This window comes from Dickeya lacustris (assembly GCF_029635795.1).
Taxonomy (GTDB): domain Bacteria; phylum Pseudomonadota; class Gammaproteobacteria; order Enterobacterales; family Enterobacteriaceae; genus Dickeya; species Dickeya lacustris.
The window spans coordinates 2,693,014-2,711,622 of record NZ_CP114280.1 but is presented as its reverse complement, the minus strand read 5'-3'; the positions used below and the strand labels follow the sequence as shown (position 1 = coordinate 2,711,622).

General features: G+C 55.4%; 14 protein-coding genes and 1 riboswitch. Of the genes, 12 read left to right on the top strand and 2 right to left on the bottom strand.

Going from position 1 to position 18,609, the window contains the following annotated elements; translation table 11 throughout:
* The first annotated feature begins 185 nt into the window (after positions 1–185).
* Positions 186–761, top strand: coding sequence for a DJ-1/PfpI family protein (locus O1Q98_RS12285; protein WP_125257843.1), 576 nt, complete (start codon positions 186–188; stop codon positions 759–761).
* Positions 762–855: 94 nt separating this feature from the next.
* On the opposite strand, the gene exaC is transcribed toward O1Q98_RS12285, so the two are convergent.
* Positions 856–2,394 carry an acetaldehyde dehydrogenase ExaC gene (exaC, locus tag O1Q98_RS12280; protein ID WP_125257842.1) on the bottom strand — a complete coding sequence of 513 codons (1,539 nt, stop codon included), beginning with the start codon at positions 2,392–2,394 and terminating at the stop codon, positions 856–858.
* 399 nt (positions 2,395–2,793) lie between these two features.
* Here exaC and fdhD point away from each other — a divergent pair, with 399 nt between their 5' ends.
* From fdhD to O1Q98_RS12265, 3 genes are all read left to right on the top strand, one after another.
* Positions 2,794–3,621: a formate dehydrogenase accessory sulfurtransferase FdhD gene (fdhD, locus tag O1Q98_RS12275; RefSeq protein WP_125257841.1), complete on the top strand. Its 828-nt coding sequence runs from the start codon at positions 2,794–2,796 to the stop codon at positions 3,619–3,621.
* Between the two features lie 259 nt (positions 3,622–3,880).
* Entirely contained in the window at positions 3,881–4,507 is a 627-nt protein-coding gene (gene sodA, locus O1Q98_RS12270) for a superoxide dismutase [Mn] (RefSeq protein ID WP_125257840.1), read from the top strand.
* Positions 4,508–5,040: 533 nt separating this feature from the next.
* On the top strand, positions 5,041–6,927 hold the full coding sequence (locus tag O1Q98_RS12265; protein WP_125257839.1) for a methyl-accepting chemotaxis protein: 1,887 nt from the start codon (positions 5,041–5,043) through the stop codon (positions 6,925–6,927).
* 88 nt (positions 6,928–7,015) lie between these two features.
* Here O1Q98_RS12265 and O1Q98_RS12260 read toward each other — a convergent pair whose 3' ends face one another.
* Positions 7,016–7,726 (bottom strand): DUF3053 domain-containing protein, encoded by a 711-nt coding sequence (locus tag O1Q98_RS12260; RefSeq protein ID WP_125257838.1) that lies wholly within the window; start codon positions 7,724–7,726, stop codon positions 7,016–7,018.
* A gap of 533 nt (positions 7,727–8,259) precedes the next feature.
* A riboswitch (guanidine-I (ykkC/yxkD leader) is annotated at positions 8,260–8,355 on the top strand.
* 77 nt (positions 8,356–8,432) lie between these two features.
* Between O1Q98_RS12260 and O1Q98_RS12255 the strand changes: the two genes are divergently transcribed.
* The 8 genes from O1Q98_RS12255 to O1Q98_RS12220 all read left to right on the top strand — a co-directional run bounded on the left by O1Q98_RS12255 (position 8,433) and on the right by O1Q98_RS12220 (position 18,609).
* The gene (locus O1Q98_RS12255) at positions 8,433–9,488 is read left to right on the top strand and encodes a putative urea ABC transporter substrate-binding protein (RefSeq protein WP_125257837.1); all 1,056 of its coding nucleotides are present in this window, start codon (positions 8,433–8,435) and stop codon (positions 9,486–9,488) included.
* Positions 9,489–9,505: 17 nt separating this feature from the next.
* Positions 9,506–10,318 carry an ABC transporter permease gene (locus tag O1Q98_RS12250; protein ID WP_125257836.1) on the top strand — a complete coding sequence of 271 codons (813 nt, stop codon included), beginning with the start codon at positions 9,506–9,508 and terminating at the stop codon, positions 10,316–10,318.
* A 30-nt stretch (positions 10,319–10,348) separates the two neighbouring features.
* Positions 10,349–11,128, top strand: coding sequence for an ABC transporter ATP-binding protein (locus tag O1Q98_RS12245; protein ID WP_125257835.1), 780 nt, complete (start codon positions 10,349–10,351; stop codon positions 11,126–11,128).
* A gap of 27 nt (positions 11,129–11,155) precedes the next feature.
* Positions 11,156–11,875: an urea amidolyase associated protein UAAP1 gene (locus O1Q98_RS12240; RefSeq protein ID WP_125257904.1), complete on the top strand. Its 720-nt coding sequence runs from the start codon at positions 11,156–11,158 to the stop codon at positions 11,873–11,875.
* A gap of 2 nt (positions 11,876–11,877) precedes the next feature.
* The gene (locus tag O1Q98_RS12235; protein WP_125257834.1) at positions 11,878–12,543 is read left to right on the top strand and encodes an urea amidolyase associated protein UAAP2; all 666 of its coding nucleotides are present in this window, start codon (positions 11,878–11,880) and stop codon (positions 12,541–12,543) included.
* A 127-nt stretch (positions 12,544–12,670) separates the two neighbouring features.
* Complete coding sequence (gene uca / locus O1Q98_RS12230) at positions 12,671–16,261, top strand: urea carboxylase (protein ID WP_125257833.1); 3,591 nt, start codon at positions 12,671–12,673, stop codon at positions 16,259–16,261.
* A 313-nt stretch (positions 16,262–16,574) separates the two neighbouring features.
* A complete protein-coding gene (locus tag O1Q98_RS12225; protein WP_125257832.1) occupies positions 16,575–17,843 on the top strand; it encodes a hypothetical protein in 1,269 nt (422 codons plus the stop codon).
* Between the two features lie 4 nt (positions 17,844–17,847).
* The gene (locus O1Q98_RS12220; protein ID WP_125257831.1) at positions 17,848–18,609 is read left to right on the top strand and encodes an OmpA/MotB family protein; all 762 of its coding nucleotides are present in this window, start codon (positions 17,848–17,850) and stop codon (positions 18,607–18,609) included.

Here is an 18,609-nt window from a genome sequence, read left to right as displayed (position 1 = left end):
GCGGGCGCATCGCGGGCAATAAGGGAGTAAGTATAGCGCTATCTCTCCTTCATGGGGATGAGGAAACTTTGATTACGCGACCCATCGCCCAATATTAAAACAACGTTTCATTTGAAATTCGTTTCTTTGCTATCCTTGGCGGCACAACGCGCCACTTCCTTTTCTTGATGATTGCTGGAGATATTATGGCCAAGAATGTTGCCATTCTGTTGGCTCCTGGGTTTGAAGAAGCAGAAGCGATTATGGTGATTGACGTTTTGCATCGTACCAAGCTGAATGTCACGCTGCTTTCCTGCCACGACCGACTGGAGCTACACAGCTACCACAATATTCGTATGTTCGCAGATGCGCTGCTGGAACGAAAAATGGACCAGTTATTCGATGCTGTCGTGATCCCAGGCGGCCCGCAAGGTACGGTAAATCTCGCCGCCAATCCGATGGTGACAGAATTTATCCGCCGTCACGATGAAGCAGGCAAGCTCATTTGCCCACTGTGTTCGGCCGCAGCCAGAGTGCTCGGCGGCAATCAGTTGCTCAAAGGGCGCAATTACGTCTGCTCCGGTGACTTATGGCAAGATGTCACCGACGGCGTGTATGTTGACCAAAAAGTGGTAGAAGACGGCAACCTGATTAGCGGTAAAGGGCTGGGCGTGGCTTTCGATTTCGCCTTTACCATCGCCAACCGCCTGAGCGACGACAAGGATGACGTCAACTTCCAGGTTGAACACATTTACTACGATTCCTGGCGAGTGCCCGCCTGACAGCACCCCGAATACCAGAGTGCCGGTGCAAGCCACCGTCACTCTGGTGTTTATCGTATCGGCCATCGAAAAAGCGGGCCAACGGCGTAGTCAGTTAGAACAAGCCAAGCGGTTTATCCGAGTAACTCACCAGCAGGCATTTGGTTTGCTGGTAGTGTTCAAGCATCATTTTATGGGTTTCACGCCCGATGCCTGACTGTTTATAACCACCGAAGGCTGCATGTGCCGGATAAGCATGGTAGCAGTTAGTCCAGACGCGGCCCGCCTGAATACCGCGCCCCATGCGATAGGCAATATTGGTATTCCGGCTCCACACCCCGGCCCCCAAACCGTAGGGGGTATCATTGGCGATAGCCAGTGCCTCTTCCGGCGTTTTAAAGGTCGTCACCGCCAGCACCGGGCCAAAAATCTCCTCCTGGAACACCCGCATACTGTTCTGACCAAACAGAATGGTCGGCTCAAGATAGTACCCCTGCGCCAAATCGCCTGGCAGCACTTTACGGTGGCCGCCGGTGAGTACCTCAGCCCCTTCTTTCTTGCCGATATCAATGTAGTTAAGGATGGTATCCAACTGACCTGACGACACTTGCGCGCCCATCATGGTCTGATTATCCAGCGGATTACCGACGCGAATCGCCTCTACCCGTTTGATAGCGCGCTCCATGAAACGCTCATAAATGGACTCCTGAACCAGTGCGCGGCTTGGGCAGGTGCAAACCTCGCCCTGATTAAACGCAAACAGCGTAAAGCCCTCCAGCACCTTATCAAAGAAGCTGTCCTCCCTTTCCATAACATCGGCAAAGAAAATATTTGGCGATTTCCCGCCCAATTCCAACGTAACAGGAATCACATTTTGCGCGGCATAGCCCATGATCTGCTGGCCGACTTCGGTAGACCCGGTAAAGGCCACTTTTGCGATACGCGGCGACGTTGCCAGATATTCGCCAATTTTTCCGCCTGCGCCATTCACCACATTGATGACGCCGGGCGGCAGCACATCCTGAATCAGCTCCATCAACAACAACACTGACAGCGGCGTCAATTTGGCCGGTTTTAGCACCACACAGTTGCCTGCCGCCAGCGCAGGCGCCAGCTTCCAGCACGCCATCAACAGAGGAAAGTTCCAGGGGATAATCTGCCCGACCACCCCCAACGGTTCATGGAAATGGTAGGCAACCGTGTCATGGTCAATCTCGCTGATAGCGCCTTCCTGAGCACGGATACAGGCGGCAAAATAGCGAAAGTGATCGATGCCAAGCGGCACATCGGCATTGCGAGTTTCACGAATCGGCTTACCGTTATCCCAGGTTTCGGCACTGGCCAGTAATTCCAGATTCGCCTCCATGCGATCGGCGATGCGGTTAAGGATTTGCGCGCGTTCACGTGTTGATAATGCCCCCCACTCCGCGCTGGCTTTATGTGCGGCATCTAACGCATGGTCTACATCCCGATTACTGGAGCTGGCCACCTCACATAAAGGCAGACCGGTTACAGGGGTGAGATTGACATAGTATTCGCCGCCGGATGGCGGTACCCAGGCACCGCCAATAAAATTGTCGTAACGCGCTTTGAGCGCCAGTGCGGGCCCGAATTCTCCTGGCTGCACACGATTTCCTGTTGTATCTATGGCCATTTCTGTCTCCTTTTATGAGAGTCATGGCAGGCCGCCGTTCACGATACCGATATGCATGCCCGCCTTGCCGTGGCCTAAGCCCTTAAGCAGGAGCATTCGGCCATATACCTTGAGTAACAGATAAGTCCTGACAGAAAGAGATGATTAAATCGTATACAGCGTTATCACATTGTAAAAGCCCGCCTGCGATGAAAAATGCCACTCTTCGACGCAGCGCACAGTTTGTTATTAACCGATAAATACCCTGACCATGAGTTATGCGTAGCGTTACGCAATCCTGGCAAAACAAGGTGGTAACAGACTCTCCTGCGGGATAAAAGTTCGCATCAGCGCTATGGCGGTGAAATTATGACGGTGAAATAATGTTGGCACAGACTTATAAAGCAGCAGGCACACGCAGTGAACAGTGATGATATTCAAGACGCAGCCGACGTGCAGAGTCCCGTCGGCGCCAGTCAGCGCATCGTCTGGCATCAGGGTACATTGAGCAGGTCGCAACCAGACTGGCTGGCAGAGGAAGTTCCGGTAGCGCTGGTTTACAACGGCATTTCACACGTCGTCATGATGGCATCGCCAAAGGATCTGGAAGCATTTGCGCTGGGGTTTTCCCTGTCAGAAGGCATTATTCAATCACCGCAGGACATTTACGGTATTGATGTCACGTCAGCCTGCAACGGCATTGAAGTGCAAATAGAGCTCTCCAGTCGCCGTTTTGTCGGCCTTAAGGCGCGGCGCAGAGCCATGGATGGGCGCACCGGCTGCGGCGTCTGCGGGGTGGAACAGTTAGCGGAGATAGGCAAGCCCGTCACGCCGCTGCCCTTCACGCAAACATTCTCCCTGTCACGGCTGGAACCGGCGTTACGCGCGCTCAAAAATGTTCAGCAGGCCGGGCAATTAACGGGTTCTACGCACGCTGCGGCCTGGCTGTCACCTGAAGGTGAGTTGCTGGGTGGCTGTGAAGATGTGGGCCGCCATGTCGCCCTGGATAAGCTGCTGGGCGTGCGTGCCCGCCAGCCCTGGCAACAAGGCGCAGCATTGCTATCAAGCCGCGCCAGCTATGAAATGGTACAAAAATCCGCTATGTGTGGCGTTGAGATAGTCTTTGCCGTTTCCGCAGCTACCTCGCTGGCGGTCGATGTTGCCGAGCGCTGTAACCTGACGCTGGTTGGCTTCTGTCGCCCCGGGCGCGCCACGGTGTACACCCACCCAGAACGGCTGACAGAGTAAGCGGCGGCCTGGAAATAACTTAGAACGATTTATTGTTAAGTTGGTTAAATTTGTTATAAGTTTTTGTAATTTAATAACAATCATAAGAAAATGAGCATGCACCGCTACGAATTAATCATTTTCAAGATCATTTAATTAACTATAATGAACTTAACGCTTACGCGGTGCTAACAAAGTGATGTGCCGCACACTGTGCACGATAACGATTTGCGCGCGATGACAATTTGCGCACGACACGACAACAATGGAGATGCTAAACATGAGTTATTCACTGCCATCCCTGCCTTATGCTTATGACGCCCTGGAGCCGCATTTTGACAAGCAGACGATGGAAATCCATCACTCCAAACACCACCAGGCTTATGTCAATAACGCTAACGCAGCGCTGGAGTCTCTGCCGGAATTCGCCGCTCTGTCTGCCGAAGAGCTGATCACCAAGCTGGATCAACTGCCTGCTGACAAGAAAGGCCCGCTGCGTAATAACGCCGGTGGCCATGCCAACCACAGCCTGTTCTGGAAAGGCCTGAAACTCGGCACCACGCTGGAAGGCGAACTGAAAGCCGCGATTGAGCGTGATTTCGGCAGCGTTGACGAGTTCAAAGCAAAATTCGAGCAGGCTGCCGCAACCCGTTTCGGTTCAGGCTGGGCGTGGCTGGTATTAAAAGACGACGGTAAACTGGCTGTGGTTTCTACCGCCAACCAGGACAGCCCTCTGATGGGTGAAGCCGTTTCTGGCGCGAGCGGTTATCCGCTTGTGGCACTGGACGTGTGGGAACATGCTTACTACCTGAAATACCAGAACCGCCGCCCGGACTACATCAAAGCCTTCTGGAGCGTCGTAAACTGGGACGAAGCCGCCAAACGCTTTGCCGAAGCGAAAAAATAAATAACTCGTAACAATCTATTTTTCAATGAAAAATGATTGATGCTCAAAACCCGGAATAACGCTCGTTATGCCGGGTTTTTTCTACTTTGTTTTCCAGATCACAGCGACAACATCAATTATCGCCTAAATAGCTTTCATGACATTACAGTGAAACCATCGTATAGGGCCCAAATATCCGCCAGCGATGAAGGGGGTATTTATAAAAACCATAAAACCCATAAAATTCATAAAAGCTATGACAATGAATATATAAAGTTTCCGTCTGGCTCGCCGATAGACTCTGCGTGCTCTTGTCATTGTCTGTAAGCGACCATCAGCATGGCAATATCTCATCCATACTCTAATTTAATTAGATTTCAAGACGCAGGAAGGCGTCAGTTCGGTATATACCCGTACCGATACCGCTCACCAACGGGGATTTTTAAAGTCTGATGAGCGTCAGGCCTGAGTAGCGCTCACCAGTAGGATATATTACCTCAGGGATTCAACCTGAAACCTTACTTACTCAGCCTATTAATGATGGAAGAAAATCAATGGCTATAAAACTCGAAAATATCAAAGTCGGTAGGAAATTGGGGCTCGGGTTCGCTCTGGTTCTGTTACTGACCGTTATTATTGCTGCCGTTAGCGTCCGGTACATTGAAACATTGAAAGGCCGTTTTGAAAAAGTTATTTTCAGTAATCAGATTAATAGCGAAGTTAGTGAAGCCCGTTATTATCGCGCAGTTTATGCCAGTGGTTATAATGCCGAGAGCCTGAAAGAAAACAGCAAACATATTGATAACATCATTACACTGATATCTTCAACGCAAGATAAATCCTGGCGCGGCGATTATAACGATCGGCTGGATAATATCAGCAAGTTGATTAATCAGTATAAAGAACGCCGTAAAAACTACACCGATGCCGTCGCCAAAAAAGATGACGTGCGTAAAAGCTGGAATCTTTCTGACTCAGAGAAACCACTCAAACAAATAGAGCAACAGGTTGCCGGTAATCTTACGCTACAACTGCAACTGACCGCTCTGCATCAAAAACTGGTTAACGTACGTTACCTGGTGCGCGGCCTGCTGCTGTCGCTTAACAGTGATGCAGAAAAACCGCTCATTACCGCACTGGATGATGCGCAAACGGCATTAAATCAATTTATTCAAGCCCTTAGTCCTGAACAACAGGCCATTATGGCTCCCGTTGTGTCTACGCTCTCTACCTATAAAACGCAGGTGATCGCCTACCTTCCTGCCTATCAGATAGAACTGGAGCAGGGAAAGCTGTTGGGCGACACCGCCAATTTGCTCATCGACACCGCGAATAAAATGGTGAACGATGAAACCCGCGCGACCCAACAAGACATCAGCGACGCGGAATGGCAAATTGCTGCGACGGCATTGATCACACTGGTGCTGGGCATTTTGATAGCCTGGTATATTTCGCGCCAGATTACCCATCCGCTCAATAACACCGTGGCGATTGCGGAGAGCATTGCCACCGGCGATTTAACCGTCAATATTGAAACCACCCGCCGTGACGAACTGGGCATGCTATTTGACGCCATGGCCAAAATGAAAGCGAATCTGCACAACATGATTGATGACATTCGCATGGGGGTCAGCCAGATAACCACCGCCGCCAGCGAGATAGTCACCGGTAATAACGATCTCGCCGCCCGCACGGAATCACAGGCAGCATCCGTCGAGCAGACAGCGGCCAGCATGGAGGAGCTGACCTCTACGGTGAAACAAAACGCCGCCAACGCGCATCAGGCCAATAAACTGGTGCTGGATGCCACCCAAACCGCGCAAGAGGGCGGTAAATTGGTCGCTGACGTCGTACAAACCATGGCCGACATTGAAGGCAGTTCCAAACGCATTGCAGAAATCACGTCTGTTATCAATGGCATCGCTTTCCAGACCAACATTCTGGCGCTTAACGCAGCCGTAGAAGCCGCGCGTGCCGGTGAACAAGGCCGTGGTTTTGCTGTTGTGGCGAACGAAGTGCGCAACCTGGCGCAGCGCAGCTCTCAGGCGGCGAAAGAGATTGAAGGGCTGATCTCCACCTCGGTCAATCAGGTGACAAAAGGTGCTCATCTGGTACATACCGCCGGGAAAACCATGCAGGAAATTGTCACTGCCGTCACACACGTGCATGACATTATGGGCGAAATCACCGTCGCATCCGATGAACAAAGCCGAGGAATTGCACAGGTTAATCAGGCGATTGTCGAGATGGATAGCACCACGCAACAAAATGCGGCGCTGGTTCAGCAATCATCTGCGGCAGCCAACTCGCTGGAAGAACAAGCCGTTATCCTTTCCAACACCGTTTCGGCATTCCGCCTCTCTTCAACGCATGAGCTGCCTTCAGCCAGCCACGGCTTACCGTTTGCCAGCCACCACACCTCATTACCCTACAGAAAGTAATCAGGGCGTAAGCCGATAAGCTAAAAAAACAAGGGCAACCAACAGGTTGCCCTTATTACAGCCGTTAGTGCCGACCACATTGACTCACTCAGTGAGGAAGAAAGTTCTGTGCTTTCAGCGCGGCGTACAATTTTTGCTGCTGGTTAGCAATATCGGTCATCATGCCGTTGTACTGCTCCACCTGCTGCGGCGTGTGGAATTGCACACCGGTGTTGCCAAACACGGCCTGATTGCCTTGAGCCTGAAGGTAATCCCCCACTTGCATCACACTCTGGGCGAAAGCCGTGCTGGCAGGCACCACCGTTACCATGGCGTTGGCTGGCAACGAAACGGCGCGGTTATAAACCTTGTCGTAAACGGCCTGCAATTCCTCGCTTTGTTTCAGCGCATGGCGTGCCGAGTCAGCCTGGGTTTTGGCGCTTTGCACCTGCGGGCTCAACATGTTCAGCGCCCCGAGTGACTGGCGTAAATTATCGCGCTGGGTCATATAATCTTGCGGAACACGAATGCGTGAAACCACCTCCAACACCGGAATCAGGCTGCCAGCCAACGCTTGATCCAACTGCTGATTAAACGACGTCATCACGGCGTAATCCTGAGTAAAACGACCAAAGCTTTGTTTTTGCTGTTCAGACAACACCGGTAATTGACGTCCTTCCTGCTGTGAAATGCCCTGTAAGAAGGTGGTAAACGCCTGACGCGCTTCTTTATCTTTGTCGCCACAGGCTGACAATTGCAACGCCGCTACCAACATAATCACTGGCAGCAGCCAGCGCGAACGGTAATCCGCCAACATCATTACGACTCCTGTTTTATTTCACCACCATAACCCGGCCACACCCCGTGTTAGCAGGTTATCACTGTTATTCAAACCCGAGGCCCTGCACCGCGCACCTTGACGAACGCGGCATCCGGGCGGTTTCTCGCTAAGACCTTGCCAAAGGAGGCGAGCGGGCGCTCTATTCTACGCCGGATCGGTACAGACGACGTACAGAATCCTCCCTTTTGCCGAAATCTGCCGCGCCTGCCCTCAACCACGAGCCTTTGGCAGGCCGCCGACCTTGCCCAACAACATCGCACACCCTTCCGATTTTGCACGTAATTTGCACGTAAAAGGTGCAGCGGCGCTGACTCATACAACCGGCCTGCGTGTTGAGGCCACAGCGGATAAAAAAATAACACGTTGATTAATAAACAACAAACCGGCCTGACTCGCCAGGCACCTCGATAACCAGCGCACGTCGATAGTCAGTTTGCAATGTGGCAGGCTTCTTGCTTAATACATCCTCAGGCAGGAGCGATAGCGGGCAACCGGTGTCGCCAGACAATTTGGAAATGGGTAACTAGGGTTCCGGCTGTGATGGCGCAGGTCCGAGAGTTACCGACCGCCCTCTGGCGGTTACACGGCGGGATAAAAGCCCGGGAGGATACAGCGAGTCGATGCTCGCCGCCCTCCTGCTGTTTTGCTGTTTATGCTTGCGCCCAACGTCAGAGGACATCTCACCATGAAAACCCTTCAACGCGTCTTACTTCTTTGCGCCCTGGCGCTGTGTAGCCTTGGCGTACAGGCCGAAGGCAAACCGGCCTTCAAACTGTGCTGGTCTATTTATGCCGGGTGGATGCCCTGGGACTACGCCCAGCAACAGGGCATCATCAAAAAATGGGCCGATAAATACGGTATCGCCATCCAGTTCGTGCAAGTGAACGACTATATCGAATCCGTTAATCAATACACCGCTGGCGGCTTCGATGGCTGCGCCATGACCAACATGGACGCGCTCACCATCCCGGCGGCAGGCGGCGTAGACAGCACCGCACTGATTGTCGGTGATTACTCAAACGGCAACGACGGTATTCTGATTAAAGGCACCAATAACCTCACCGCCCTGAAAGGCAAGCCGATTAATCTGGTGCAGCTATCGGTCTCTCACTACCTGCTGGCGCGCGCGCTGGAAAAAAACGGCATGAGTGAGAAAGACATCAAAGTGGTGAACACGGCGGATGCCGATTTGGTCGCCGCCTTCGGTACGCCGGATGTACACGCCATCGTCACCTGGAACCCACTGCTGGCAGCCGCCAAACAACAACCGGGTAGCCAGTTGGCCTTCTCATCAGCGCAGATCCCCGGCGAAATCCTCGATTTGCTGGTCGTCAACACCGCCACGCTGCAAAAGCACCCGGAGCTTGGCAAAGCGCTGACCGGTGCCTGGTATGAAACGCTGCAAGCGATGTCCGGCGACAGTGACAGCGCCCGTCAGGCCCGCACCGCGATGGGTCAGGCCGCCGGAACCGACCTGCCCGGCTTTGATGAGCAGCTCGCCGCCACCCACTTGTTTGCTACGCCACCACTGGCCCTGAGCTTTGTCGAAAGCGCCCAGCTCAAAACCACCATGCAGTCAGTGGCCGAGTTCTCGTTTCGTCACGGCTTGCTTGGCGACAACGCGCCGGGCGCAACGGTCGTCGGGGTCAGCACCCCCTCCGGTGTGTGGGGCAACACGGGCAACATCAAGCTGCGCTTTAGCGATGAGTTCCTGAAACTTGCCGCTGACCACAAGCTGTAAACAGAGGGGAATGTCGGATGCGTAAACTGATCAACTACCAGCCGCTCCCGCTGACACGCGGCATGATGGGGTTTCTGCCATTACTGGCGCTGTTGCTGGTCTACCTGATGGCATCCGACGCCAGGCTGTCGCTCAACGCCGCCGACAAACTGCTGCCGGGCTTCAGTGCCATGAGCGATGCCATTCACCGCATGGCGCTGGAGCCCAACGAGCGCACGGGCGAATACCTGCTGTGGAGCGATACCGCCGCCAGCCTGCTGCGCCTGTTAACGAGCGTTGGCTTAAGCGCCCTGCTGGCGCTGGTGTTTGGCCTGCTGTGCGGCGCGCTGCCGGTGGTGCGCGCCACGCTCTCACCGCTGATAACGCTGTTCGCGCTGGTGCCGCCGCTGGCGGTGCTGCCGATTTTGTTTATCTGCTTTGGTTTGGGTGAAGTCGCCAAAGTGGTGCTGATAACCATCGGCATCACGCCATTTATTATCCGCGATTTACAGCTCTACATTCAAACGCTGCCGCGCGAGCAACTGGTGAAAGCGCAAACGCTCGGCGGCCACAGCGGCCAGATCCTCTGGCGGGTGATCCTGCCGCAGCTGATGCCGCGCCTGCTTGATGCCGTGCGTCTGTCACTCAGTTCTGCCTGGCTGTTTTTAATTGCCGCTGAAGCGATTGCCGCCACCGACGGGCTGGGATACCGCATATTCCTGATGCGCCGTTATCTGGCGATGGACGTGATTTTGCCTTACGTCGCCTGGATAACGCTGCTGGCCTTCCTGCTCGATGCGCTGCTCAAACTTATCAGCCGTCGCGGCTGGCCCTGGTATTACTCGAAATAAGCCGCCGACAACAAGAGAGCCAGAGAAGCTATGTCGTTATTAACGCTAAAAAACATTCGCAAAGAGTACGGCAGCCAGGTGGTGCTGGAGCGGCTTAACGTTTCGGTTGACGAAGGGGAGTTCGTGTCGATTGTCGGCGCCTCCGGCTGTGGCAAAACCACCTTTCTCAACATGTTACTGGGCACGGAGCACCCCAGCAGCGGCCAGTTACTGCTGGATGGCAAGCCGATGCCGCAAGAACCGGATGAACACCGGGGTGTGGTGTTTCAGCGCTATTCGGTCTTCCCCCACCTCAGCGTGGTGGAGAACGTGATGCTCGGCGCGGAGTTTGCCAAAGCCCGCTGGTTAGGCCGGGTGTGGGGAGCCAGGCGTCAGGCCATCCGCGATGAAGCGATGGCGATGTTGCATCAGGTCGGTCTGGCGCAAGCCGCCGAAAAATACCCGCACCAGCTATCCGGCGGGATGCAACAGCGGCTGGCGCTGGCACAGGCGCTGCTCAAACGCCCGCGCATTTTGCTGCTCGATGAACCGTTCGGTGCGCTCGACCCGGGCATTCGCGGCGAAATGCACCAGCTCATCAGCCAGTTATGGCAGGAACACCGTCTGACCATTTTTATGATAACCCACGACCTGAAAGAGGGGTTCTCGCTCGGCACCCGGCTGTGGGTGTTCGACAAGCTCCGTCAGGATACGCACGCCCCCGATGCCTGGGGAGCCAGTATTACCTACGACCTGCCGCTCGATCGCGCCCCTGCCGGTGTGCGCGCCTCGGTGGGCGAATTGATGAACGGGCGGCGTCACGTCGCCTGAGAGGAGAACATCATGAACGATTTTGACATGAACGCGTGTTACCAGACCGAGCTGCCCGCCGGGTCGCACTGGTCGCTGATTATGCGCCGGGGCACCGCGCTGACGCTGACCGATACCAGCGGCGGAGCCAACGTCGGCATGCTGTTTTATAACCCGGAAAACCCGCTGGAGCGCTACAACGCGCCAGACAGCCTGAAATGTCAGCACACCTTTAGGCTAACCAGCGGCCATTGCCTTTATTCCGATATGGGGCGCATTTTCTGCGCCATTGAAGCCGACAGCTTCGGCTGGCATGAAACCGTCTGCGGCGCGAGTCACGCACAGCAGGTCGCACACCAGTTCGGCGAGCTGAACTACCAACAGGCGCGTAACGATCGTCATCAGAACGGTTACGACAGTTTTCTGGTCGAGCTGGCGAAATACGGCCTTGGCAAGCGCGACATGGCCGCCTGCGTTAACTTTTTCGCCCAGGTTGCCAGCGATGACGACGGCAACCTGACGCTGGCGCGTCAGGGTCAGGCCGGGGCCAGCGTCACGCTGCGTTTTGCCATGGACACGCTGGTGATTCTGCACACCTGCCCGCACCCACTGAGCGATGCCCGCACCTATCCGCGCCATCCGGTGTCGATAGCCATTGACCACCGGCGCGCACCGCTGCCCGCACACTGCCTGGAGCGCCCGGAAAACCAGCGCGGGCTGCGCAACAACACGCTCTACTATCTGGCTGAACAACCACAAGGAGTCTGATGATGATAACAACCAGTCCCCGCGACCCGGCCACGGCGGTCTATCGCTCCACCATTGAGGCTGGCGACTACTGGCTGCACCGGCTGGACGCTGGCCAGACGCTGCGCATTACCGATCTTGAAGGCAATCAGGCGGCGGATACGCTGTTTTATAACGCCGACGACACCGCCGAGCGCTATAGCGTCACCGATACCCTGCGCGGCCAGCGCAAAGTGTTTCTCACCACCGGCAGCATTCTGCGCTCTAACGAAGACCGGCCAATGCTGGAAATCGTCGCCGATACCTGCGGACGGCATGACACCCTCGGCGGGGCCTGCGCCACCGAGAGCAACACCGTGCGTTATGATCTGGAAAAGCGCCATATGCACGCCTGCCGTGATAGCTGGATGCTGGCTATCGCCCAACATCCGCAATTTAACCTGACCAAGCGCGACATCACCCACAACATCAATTTTTTCATGAACGTACCGGTGACGCGCGACGGCGGGCTGACCTTCGCCGATGGCATTTCCGCCCCGGGCAAATATGTGGAAATGGTGGCGAAAATGAACGTGCTGGTGCTTATCTCCAACTGCCCGCAGTTAAATAACCCGTGCAATGGCTACAACCCAACGCCGGTGGAGATTGCCATTTGGCAGGACGGGGACACCGGCCAACGCACACAATAAGCCCCCACGCCGGACTCCCCCAGAACACCAGACCGGAAACGCCACCCGGCGCAAGCGCGACGCGCGGGACGACCCGCACCATGCGTCCAACACCCCGCAGGACGACCTGCCCGCAAGAGAGCTTGTCATGTTTGAGCGCGTACTGATTGCCAACCGTGGCGCAATTGCGGTGCGTATTATCCGCACCCTGAAGAAAATGGGCGTTAAAGCCATTGCCGTGTATGCCGAAGCCGACCGCCATTCGCTGCATGTGCGTCAGGCCGATGAAGCCTGGTCGCTGGGCGACGGCCCGGTGCGCGACACCTATCTGGATCAGGAGAAATTGCTGCGCATCGCCGCCGCCAGCGGCGCGCAGGCTGTTCATCCCGGCTACGGTTTTCTCAGCGAAAACAGCCAGTTCGTTACCCGCTGCGAACAGGCGGGGCTGGTGTTTCTTGGCCCGACCGTCGCACACATGGCCGCCTTTGGCCTGAAACATCGCGCCCGCGCACTGGCACAGCAGAATGCCGTTCCGCTGTTACCGGGCAGCGGCCTGCTCACCTCGCTGGACGCCGCCTGCGAGCAGGCGCGCCACATCGGTTATCCCGTGATGTTAAAGAGCACCGCCGGGGGCGGCGGCATCGGGATGCAGCGCTGCGATGACGAACCGCAACTGACCGAGGCCTTTACCCGCGTTAAACGGCTGGCGGGCAACAACTTTGCCGATGATGGCGTGTTCGTGGAAAAATTCATCGCCTGCGCCCGCCACATCGAAGTACAGGTTTTCGGCGACGGCCAGGGCAACGTCATCGCCCTTGGCGAGCGCGACTGCTCCGCCCAGCGTCGCAACCAGAAAGTGCTGGAAGAGACGCCCGCCCCCGGCCTGAGCGACGCGGTACGCGCCGAGCTGCACGCCACCGCCATCCGGCTGTGCCAGGCGGTGGGGTATCGCAGCGCAGGCACCGTGGAGTACGTCTATGACGAAAACGCCAAACAGTTCTGGTTTTTAGAGGTCAACACCCGCTTGCAGGTTGAGCATGGCGTCACCGAAATGGTGTACGGCGTGGATATCGTGCAGTGGATGGTGGAGCTGGGCGCAGGCTGCCTGCCGCCGCTGCCACAGCTTGTCACCACCCCGCACGGCCACGCTATTCAGGTGCGCGTTTATGCCGAAGACCCGGCCAAACAGTTCCAGCCCTGCGCAGGCTTGCTCAGTCAGGTCGCGTTTCCAGAGGCGCTGCCTGGTCTGACGCTGCGCATCGACCACTGGCTGGACAGCGGCAGCGAAGTGTCGCCGTTCTATGACCCCATGCTGGCAAAAATTATCGTACACAGCGACAGCCGCGACGCCGCCCTCGACGGTATGACGCGAGCGCTGGACGCCACATCGTTGTACGGCATCGAAACCAATCTTGCCTGGCTGCGCCACCTGCTGACCCTGCCAACGGTCAGACGCGGAGCCATCATCACCGCGACGCTGGGCAGCGTGGCATGGCAACCGGCAACGCTGGATGTCCTTGGCGGCGGCACGCTCACCACCGTGCAGGATGCCCCAGGCCGCACCGGATACTGGCATGTCGGCGTGCCGCCTTCCGGCCCGTTCGATACCCGCTCTTTTCGCCTTGGCAACCAGTTGCTGGGCAACACGCCGGACGCCGCCGGGCTCGAAATTACCCTGCGCGGCCCGACGCTGCGTTTTAACCACGACTGCGCCTTTGTGATTACCGGTGCGGCCATCGCAGCGCAGCTGGATGACACCCCGCTGACCGGCTGGCAGGTGTATGCCGCCCGCTCCGGGCAAACCCTGACCCTCGGCGCCATTGACGGGGCCGGTTGCCGCAGTTACCTGCTGCTGGCAGGCGGGCTGGCTTGCCCGACCTACCTCGGCAGCCGCAGCACCTTTACGCTTGGCAAATTCGGCGGCCATGCCGGTCGCGCGCTGCGCGCAGGCGATGTATTGCATCTGGCCGCCCCTGCGCTCACGCACCTTGATGCAGCGCTGCCGCAACCGGACTGGCACAACCACTGGCAAATCCGCGTTATCTATGGCCCGCACGGCGCGCCGGACTACTTCACCCCGGACGACATCGACACCTTCTTTGCCGCCGACTGGCAGGTACACTACAACTCCAGCCGCACCGGGGTGCGGCTGATTGGCCCGAAACCGCAGTGGGCGCGCACCGACGGCGGGGAAGCGGGGATGCACCCGTCTAACATTCACGACAATGCCTACGCCTTCGGCACGGTGGACTTCACCGGCGATATGCCGGTTATTTTGGGGCCGGACGGCCCATCGCTGGGCGGTTTCGTCTGCCCGGCTACCGTCATCCAGGCCGATTTATGGCAACTCGGCCAACTCAAAGCCGGTGACAGCCTGCGTTTTGTGCCCGTCACCCTGGCGCAGGCGGATGCACTGGCACGGGCCGCCGAAGCCGACCTTGCCGCCTGCCCGAGCACCAGCACCAGCACACCAGCCACGATTACCTCACCGGTGCTGTATCAGCGCCCCGCCAGTGACGATCGCCCCGCCGTTACCTGCCGCGCCGCCGGTGACAGCTTTGTCCTGCTGGAATATGGCGAGCACCGGCTCGATATCGCCCTGCGTTTTCGCGTCCACGCCTTAATGCAGTGGCTGGAGCGCCACCCGCTGCCCGGCATACAGGAGCTCACGCCGGGCATCCGCTCGCTGCAAGTGCACTTTGACAGCCTGCAATGCCCGCGCGAGCCGTTGCTGGCGCACCTGCGGCACGCCGATGATGCGCTCGGCAACCTGCAACACGCCACCGTGCCCTCTCGCACCCTGTGGCTGCCGTTAAGCTGGGATGATGCGGCCTGCCGCGAAGCCATCACCCGCTATACTCAGTCGGTGCGCCCCGGCGCGCCCTGGTGCCCCAGCAATATCGAATTCATCCGCCGTATCAACGGGCTGGATGATGTGGCGCAGGTTAAAGACATCGTCTTTAATGCCCGCTATCTGGTGATGGGACTGGGGGATGTCTATCTGGGCGCACCGGTCGCCACCCCGATTGACCCCCGCCACCGTTTAGTCACCACCAAATACAACCCGGCCCGCACCTGGACGGCGGAGAACTCCGTCGGCATCGGCGGCGCGTATCTGTGTGTATACGGTATGGAAGGGCCGGGCGGCTATCAGTTTGTTGGCCGCACCTTGCAGATGTGGAACCGCGATCGACAAACCGATGCATTCCAGCAACCCTGGCTGCTGCGTTTCTTCGATCAGCTTCGCTTTTACCCGGTCAGCGCAGAGGAACTGCTGACCATTCGTGAGCGTTTTCCGTGGGGAGATTACCCGCTGCGTATTGAGGAGGGCGAGTTTAGTCTGGCGCAGTATCAGCAGATGCTCACCGAACAACATGCGGAGATTGCCGCGTTTGAACGCCAGCGCCAGCACGCGTTTGAAACCGAGCTGGCTCGCTGGCGCGCCGACGGCCAATTCACCTTTGACAGTCGCCTGCAAGACGAACCCGAACCTGATGACGCCGTGCCGGAGGGCGGCCACGCGGTGGAAAGCCAGGTGGCGGGCAGCGTGTGGCAATGGCTGATAGCGCCCGGCGAGCGCGTCAGCGCCGGGCAAGTGGTCGGGATTCTGGAGTCGATGAAAATGGAAATTCCGATCCTCGCCCCTGTCGCGGGCACCCTGCATAGCCAGTTGCGGCATGCCGGGCAACAGGTTCAGGCCGGGCAACGACTGATGGTTATCACCCCCGCTGAAGCGTAATTCCCCTTCACCGGCAGGCACTGGCCTGCCGGTTAACACCCCACAGACGAACGCGGATTGATAGTGACGATACGCAATTGTTTTCTCTTTAATAATTAAAGAATTAAGTTTTTTTAATTTTTTCAGGATACGGTATTCTGCTGTTTTTATACTCAGCCCCGTGCTGGCAATTGGCTTATCCTTTAACACAGCGTGTAATACTATGAATTATATTCACCCATACGATACGGTGTTATTTGCTTTTATTATTTTTGCTTTCTGCGTCATCTTTCATGTCAAATTTACAGAAAAGAATGCGCATGAAGCTCCCGGAATGTTAATTACCATTGGCATATTTGCAACATTCCTGGGTATTACATTAGGGCTGCTGGATTTCAATATGAACGATGTTGAAAATAGCCTGCCAAATCTGATTAATGGTATAAAAACGGCGTTTTTGGCCTCTGCCCTCGGCGTACTTTCCGCTTTGACAATAAAATTCCGCTATACCTTTTGGGGCGCTAAAGCTCCCGCTACCGATACACCGGTGCAAGATGCCACTATTGACGATATCGTCAGGCAACTGCAACTCTCCGGCAAATCGCTGGATAAACTACATTACTCGCTGGTCGGTCATGAAGAAGCCTCATTGTTAACCCAACTTAAATTAATTCGTAGCGACCAAAACGATCAATTAAGCCATTTGCATAAAGCGTTTGTCGAATTTGCCAACACGCAGGCGGAAAATAACTCTAATGCACTGATCGATGCACTAAAAGCAGTGATTCGTGATTTCAATGAAAAAATCAGCGACCAGTTTGGCGAAAACTTTAAACAACTCAACGCCGCCGTGGGGAAAATTAATGACTGGCAAGAGCAGTATCGCCAGCAAATGCAGGAAATGATCGCCCAACAAACCCAGACCACCGCCAATATGCAGCAGGCGGGCGAAAGCTTCTCACAGGTTGTTGAACATGCGCAGTCTTTTAGCCAGACAGCGGCAAATATTGAACGCACCATTGGTGCATTTTCTGCGCTTGAGCAGGCATTAGAAGCGAACCTCAGCGAGCTGGCGGGCGTTATTGATGTGACGAAAAGCGGCATTCCTGAAATCGAAAGCAGGGTTTCGGAGATGATTACCCATATTCAGCACGGCGCGCAGGCGTCAGCAAATATCATAACCGAGCATTTACAGGGTGCCACTCAAACCTTGCAATCTTCCGTCGGCCATTTCACTGCGCAGATGACGCTCAGTGCGGAAAATATGGCGCATAACGTCAATGAGCAGAATATAAAAACCAACGAGACAATACAAAAAGCCAGCACTCAGTTACAGCAATTAATGACCAGCATGTCACAAGAGATGACGCAATATATTCAACGCCATAATGAATCCATTACCACGAATATCACCGACATGACTGAAAATACGAAAAAACAGGTCACGGCACTGGATGCGGCCTTATCCGATGCGCTGAAAAAATCGCTCGATTCGTTAGGGCAGCAATTGGCCTCGCTCTCTAACAAATTCGCGCAGGATTACACCCCGCTTACCGAGCGTTTAAAAGAGGTGGTGCGGTTATCTGAAGCGCTGAGGGCATAAAACGATGGCCAACCCCCTGTTAGCTCGACCAAAACAGACCAAAGAAGATTTCTGGATAAGCCTGAGCGATTTAATGACATCACTGATGATGATTTTCCTGCTCATCTCGCTGATCTACATGATAAAAGTTCAAGACATGGTGAAAATCCCGTCGGTGTATAAAAATACGCTACAGGGGTTAGGGCAAGCGTTGCAGCATGAGTTTAAAGATGATTTAAAACGCTGGCATGCCACCATTGACCAGGATCTCACCGTGCGATTTCAGGAACCGAATATTCTGTTTACCACCAGCTCGGCGGAACTGAAGCCTGAATTTAAAACCATTCTTGATGAATTTATTCCGCGCTACCTGAAAATAATGACCGACCCGAAATACATCGAAAATATCGAAGAGATTCGCATTGAAGGCCATACTTCAACGGTGTGGCGCACCGGCGTAAACGATAAAGACGCCTATTTTCATAATATGGAATTATCCCAGTCCCGTACCCGTTCAACGCTGGAATATATTATGAATATGCCAGTGGTTTCCCAGTCGAAGCCTTCTTTTAGCTGGTTTAAAACCCATGTGCGCGCCATCGGTTTTTCTTCCGCCCGCCCGGTGGATGCCGACGGAAAAGTGATTACCTCCCCCGACCAAACGGAAGATCAGGCCCGTTCCCAGCGGGTGGAATTTCGGGTCAGAACCAATGTTGAGCGCCAGGTTGCTAATATCGTAGAAAAAAACATTGTAGAAAAAAATATCGTGGAAAAAGGCGGGAAATAA

Coding starts and splice junctions, on each gene's coding strand:
- O1Q98_RS12285 (WP_125257843.1), top strand. CDS start 186: ATGGCCAAGAATGTTGCCATTCTGTTGGCTCCTGGGTTTGAAGAAGCA.
- exaC (WP_125257842.1), bottom strand. CDS start 2,394: ATGGCCATAGATACAACAGGAAATCGTGTGCAGCCAGGAGAATTCGGG.
- sodA (WP_125257840.1), top strand. CDS start 3,881: ATGAGTTATTCACTGCCATCCCTGCCTTATGCTTATGACGCCCTGGAG.
- O1Q98_RS12265 (WP_125257839.1), top strand. CDS start 5,041: ATGGCTATAAAACTCGAAAATATCAAAGTCGGTAGGAAATTGGGGCTC.
- O1Q98_RS12260 (WP_125257838.1), bottom strand. CDS start 7,726: ATGATGTTGGCGGATTACCGTTCGCGCTGGCTGCTGCCAGTGATTATG.
- O1Q98_RS12255 (WP_125257837.1), top strand. CDS start 8,433: ATGAAAACCCTTCAACGCGTCTTACTTCTTTGCGCCCTGGCGCTGTGT.
- O1Q98_RS12250 (WP_125257836.1), top strand. CDS start 9,506: ATGCGTAAACTGATCAACTACCAGCCGCTCCCGCTGACACGCGGCATG.
- O1Q98_RS12245 (WP_125257835.1), top strand. CDS start 10,349: ATGTCGTTATTAACGCTAAAAAACATTCGCAAAGAGTACGGCAGCCAG.
- O1Q98_RS12240 (WP_125257904.1), top strand. CDS start 11,156: ATGAACGCGTGTTACCAGACCGAGCTGCCCGCCGGGTCGCACTGGTCG.
- O1Q98_RS12235 (WP_125257834.1), top strand. CDS start 11,878: ATGATAACAACCAGTCCCCGCGACCCGGCCACGGCGGTCTATCGCTCC.
- uca (WP_125257833.1), top strand. CDS start 12,671: ATGTTTGAGCGCGTACTGATTGCCAACCGTGGCGCAATTGCGGTGCGT.
- O1Q98_RS12225 (WP_125257832.1), top strand. CDS start 16,575: ATGTTAATTACCATTGGCATATTTGCAACATTCCTGGGTATTACATTA.
- O1Q98_RS12220 (WP_125257831.1), top strand. CDS start 17,848: ATGGCCAACCCCCTGTTAGCTCGACCAAAACAGACCAAAGAAGATTTC.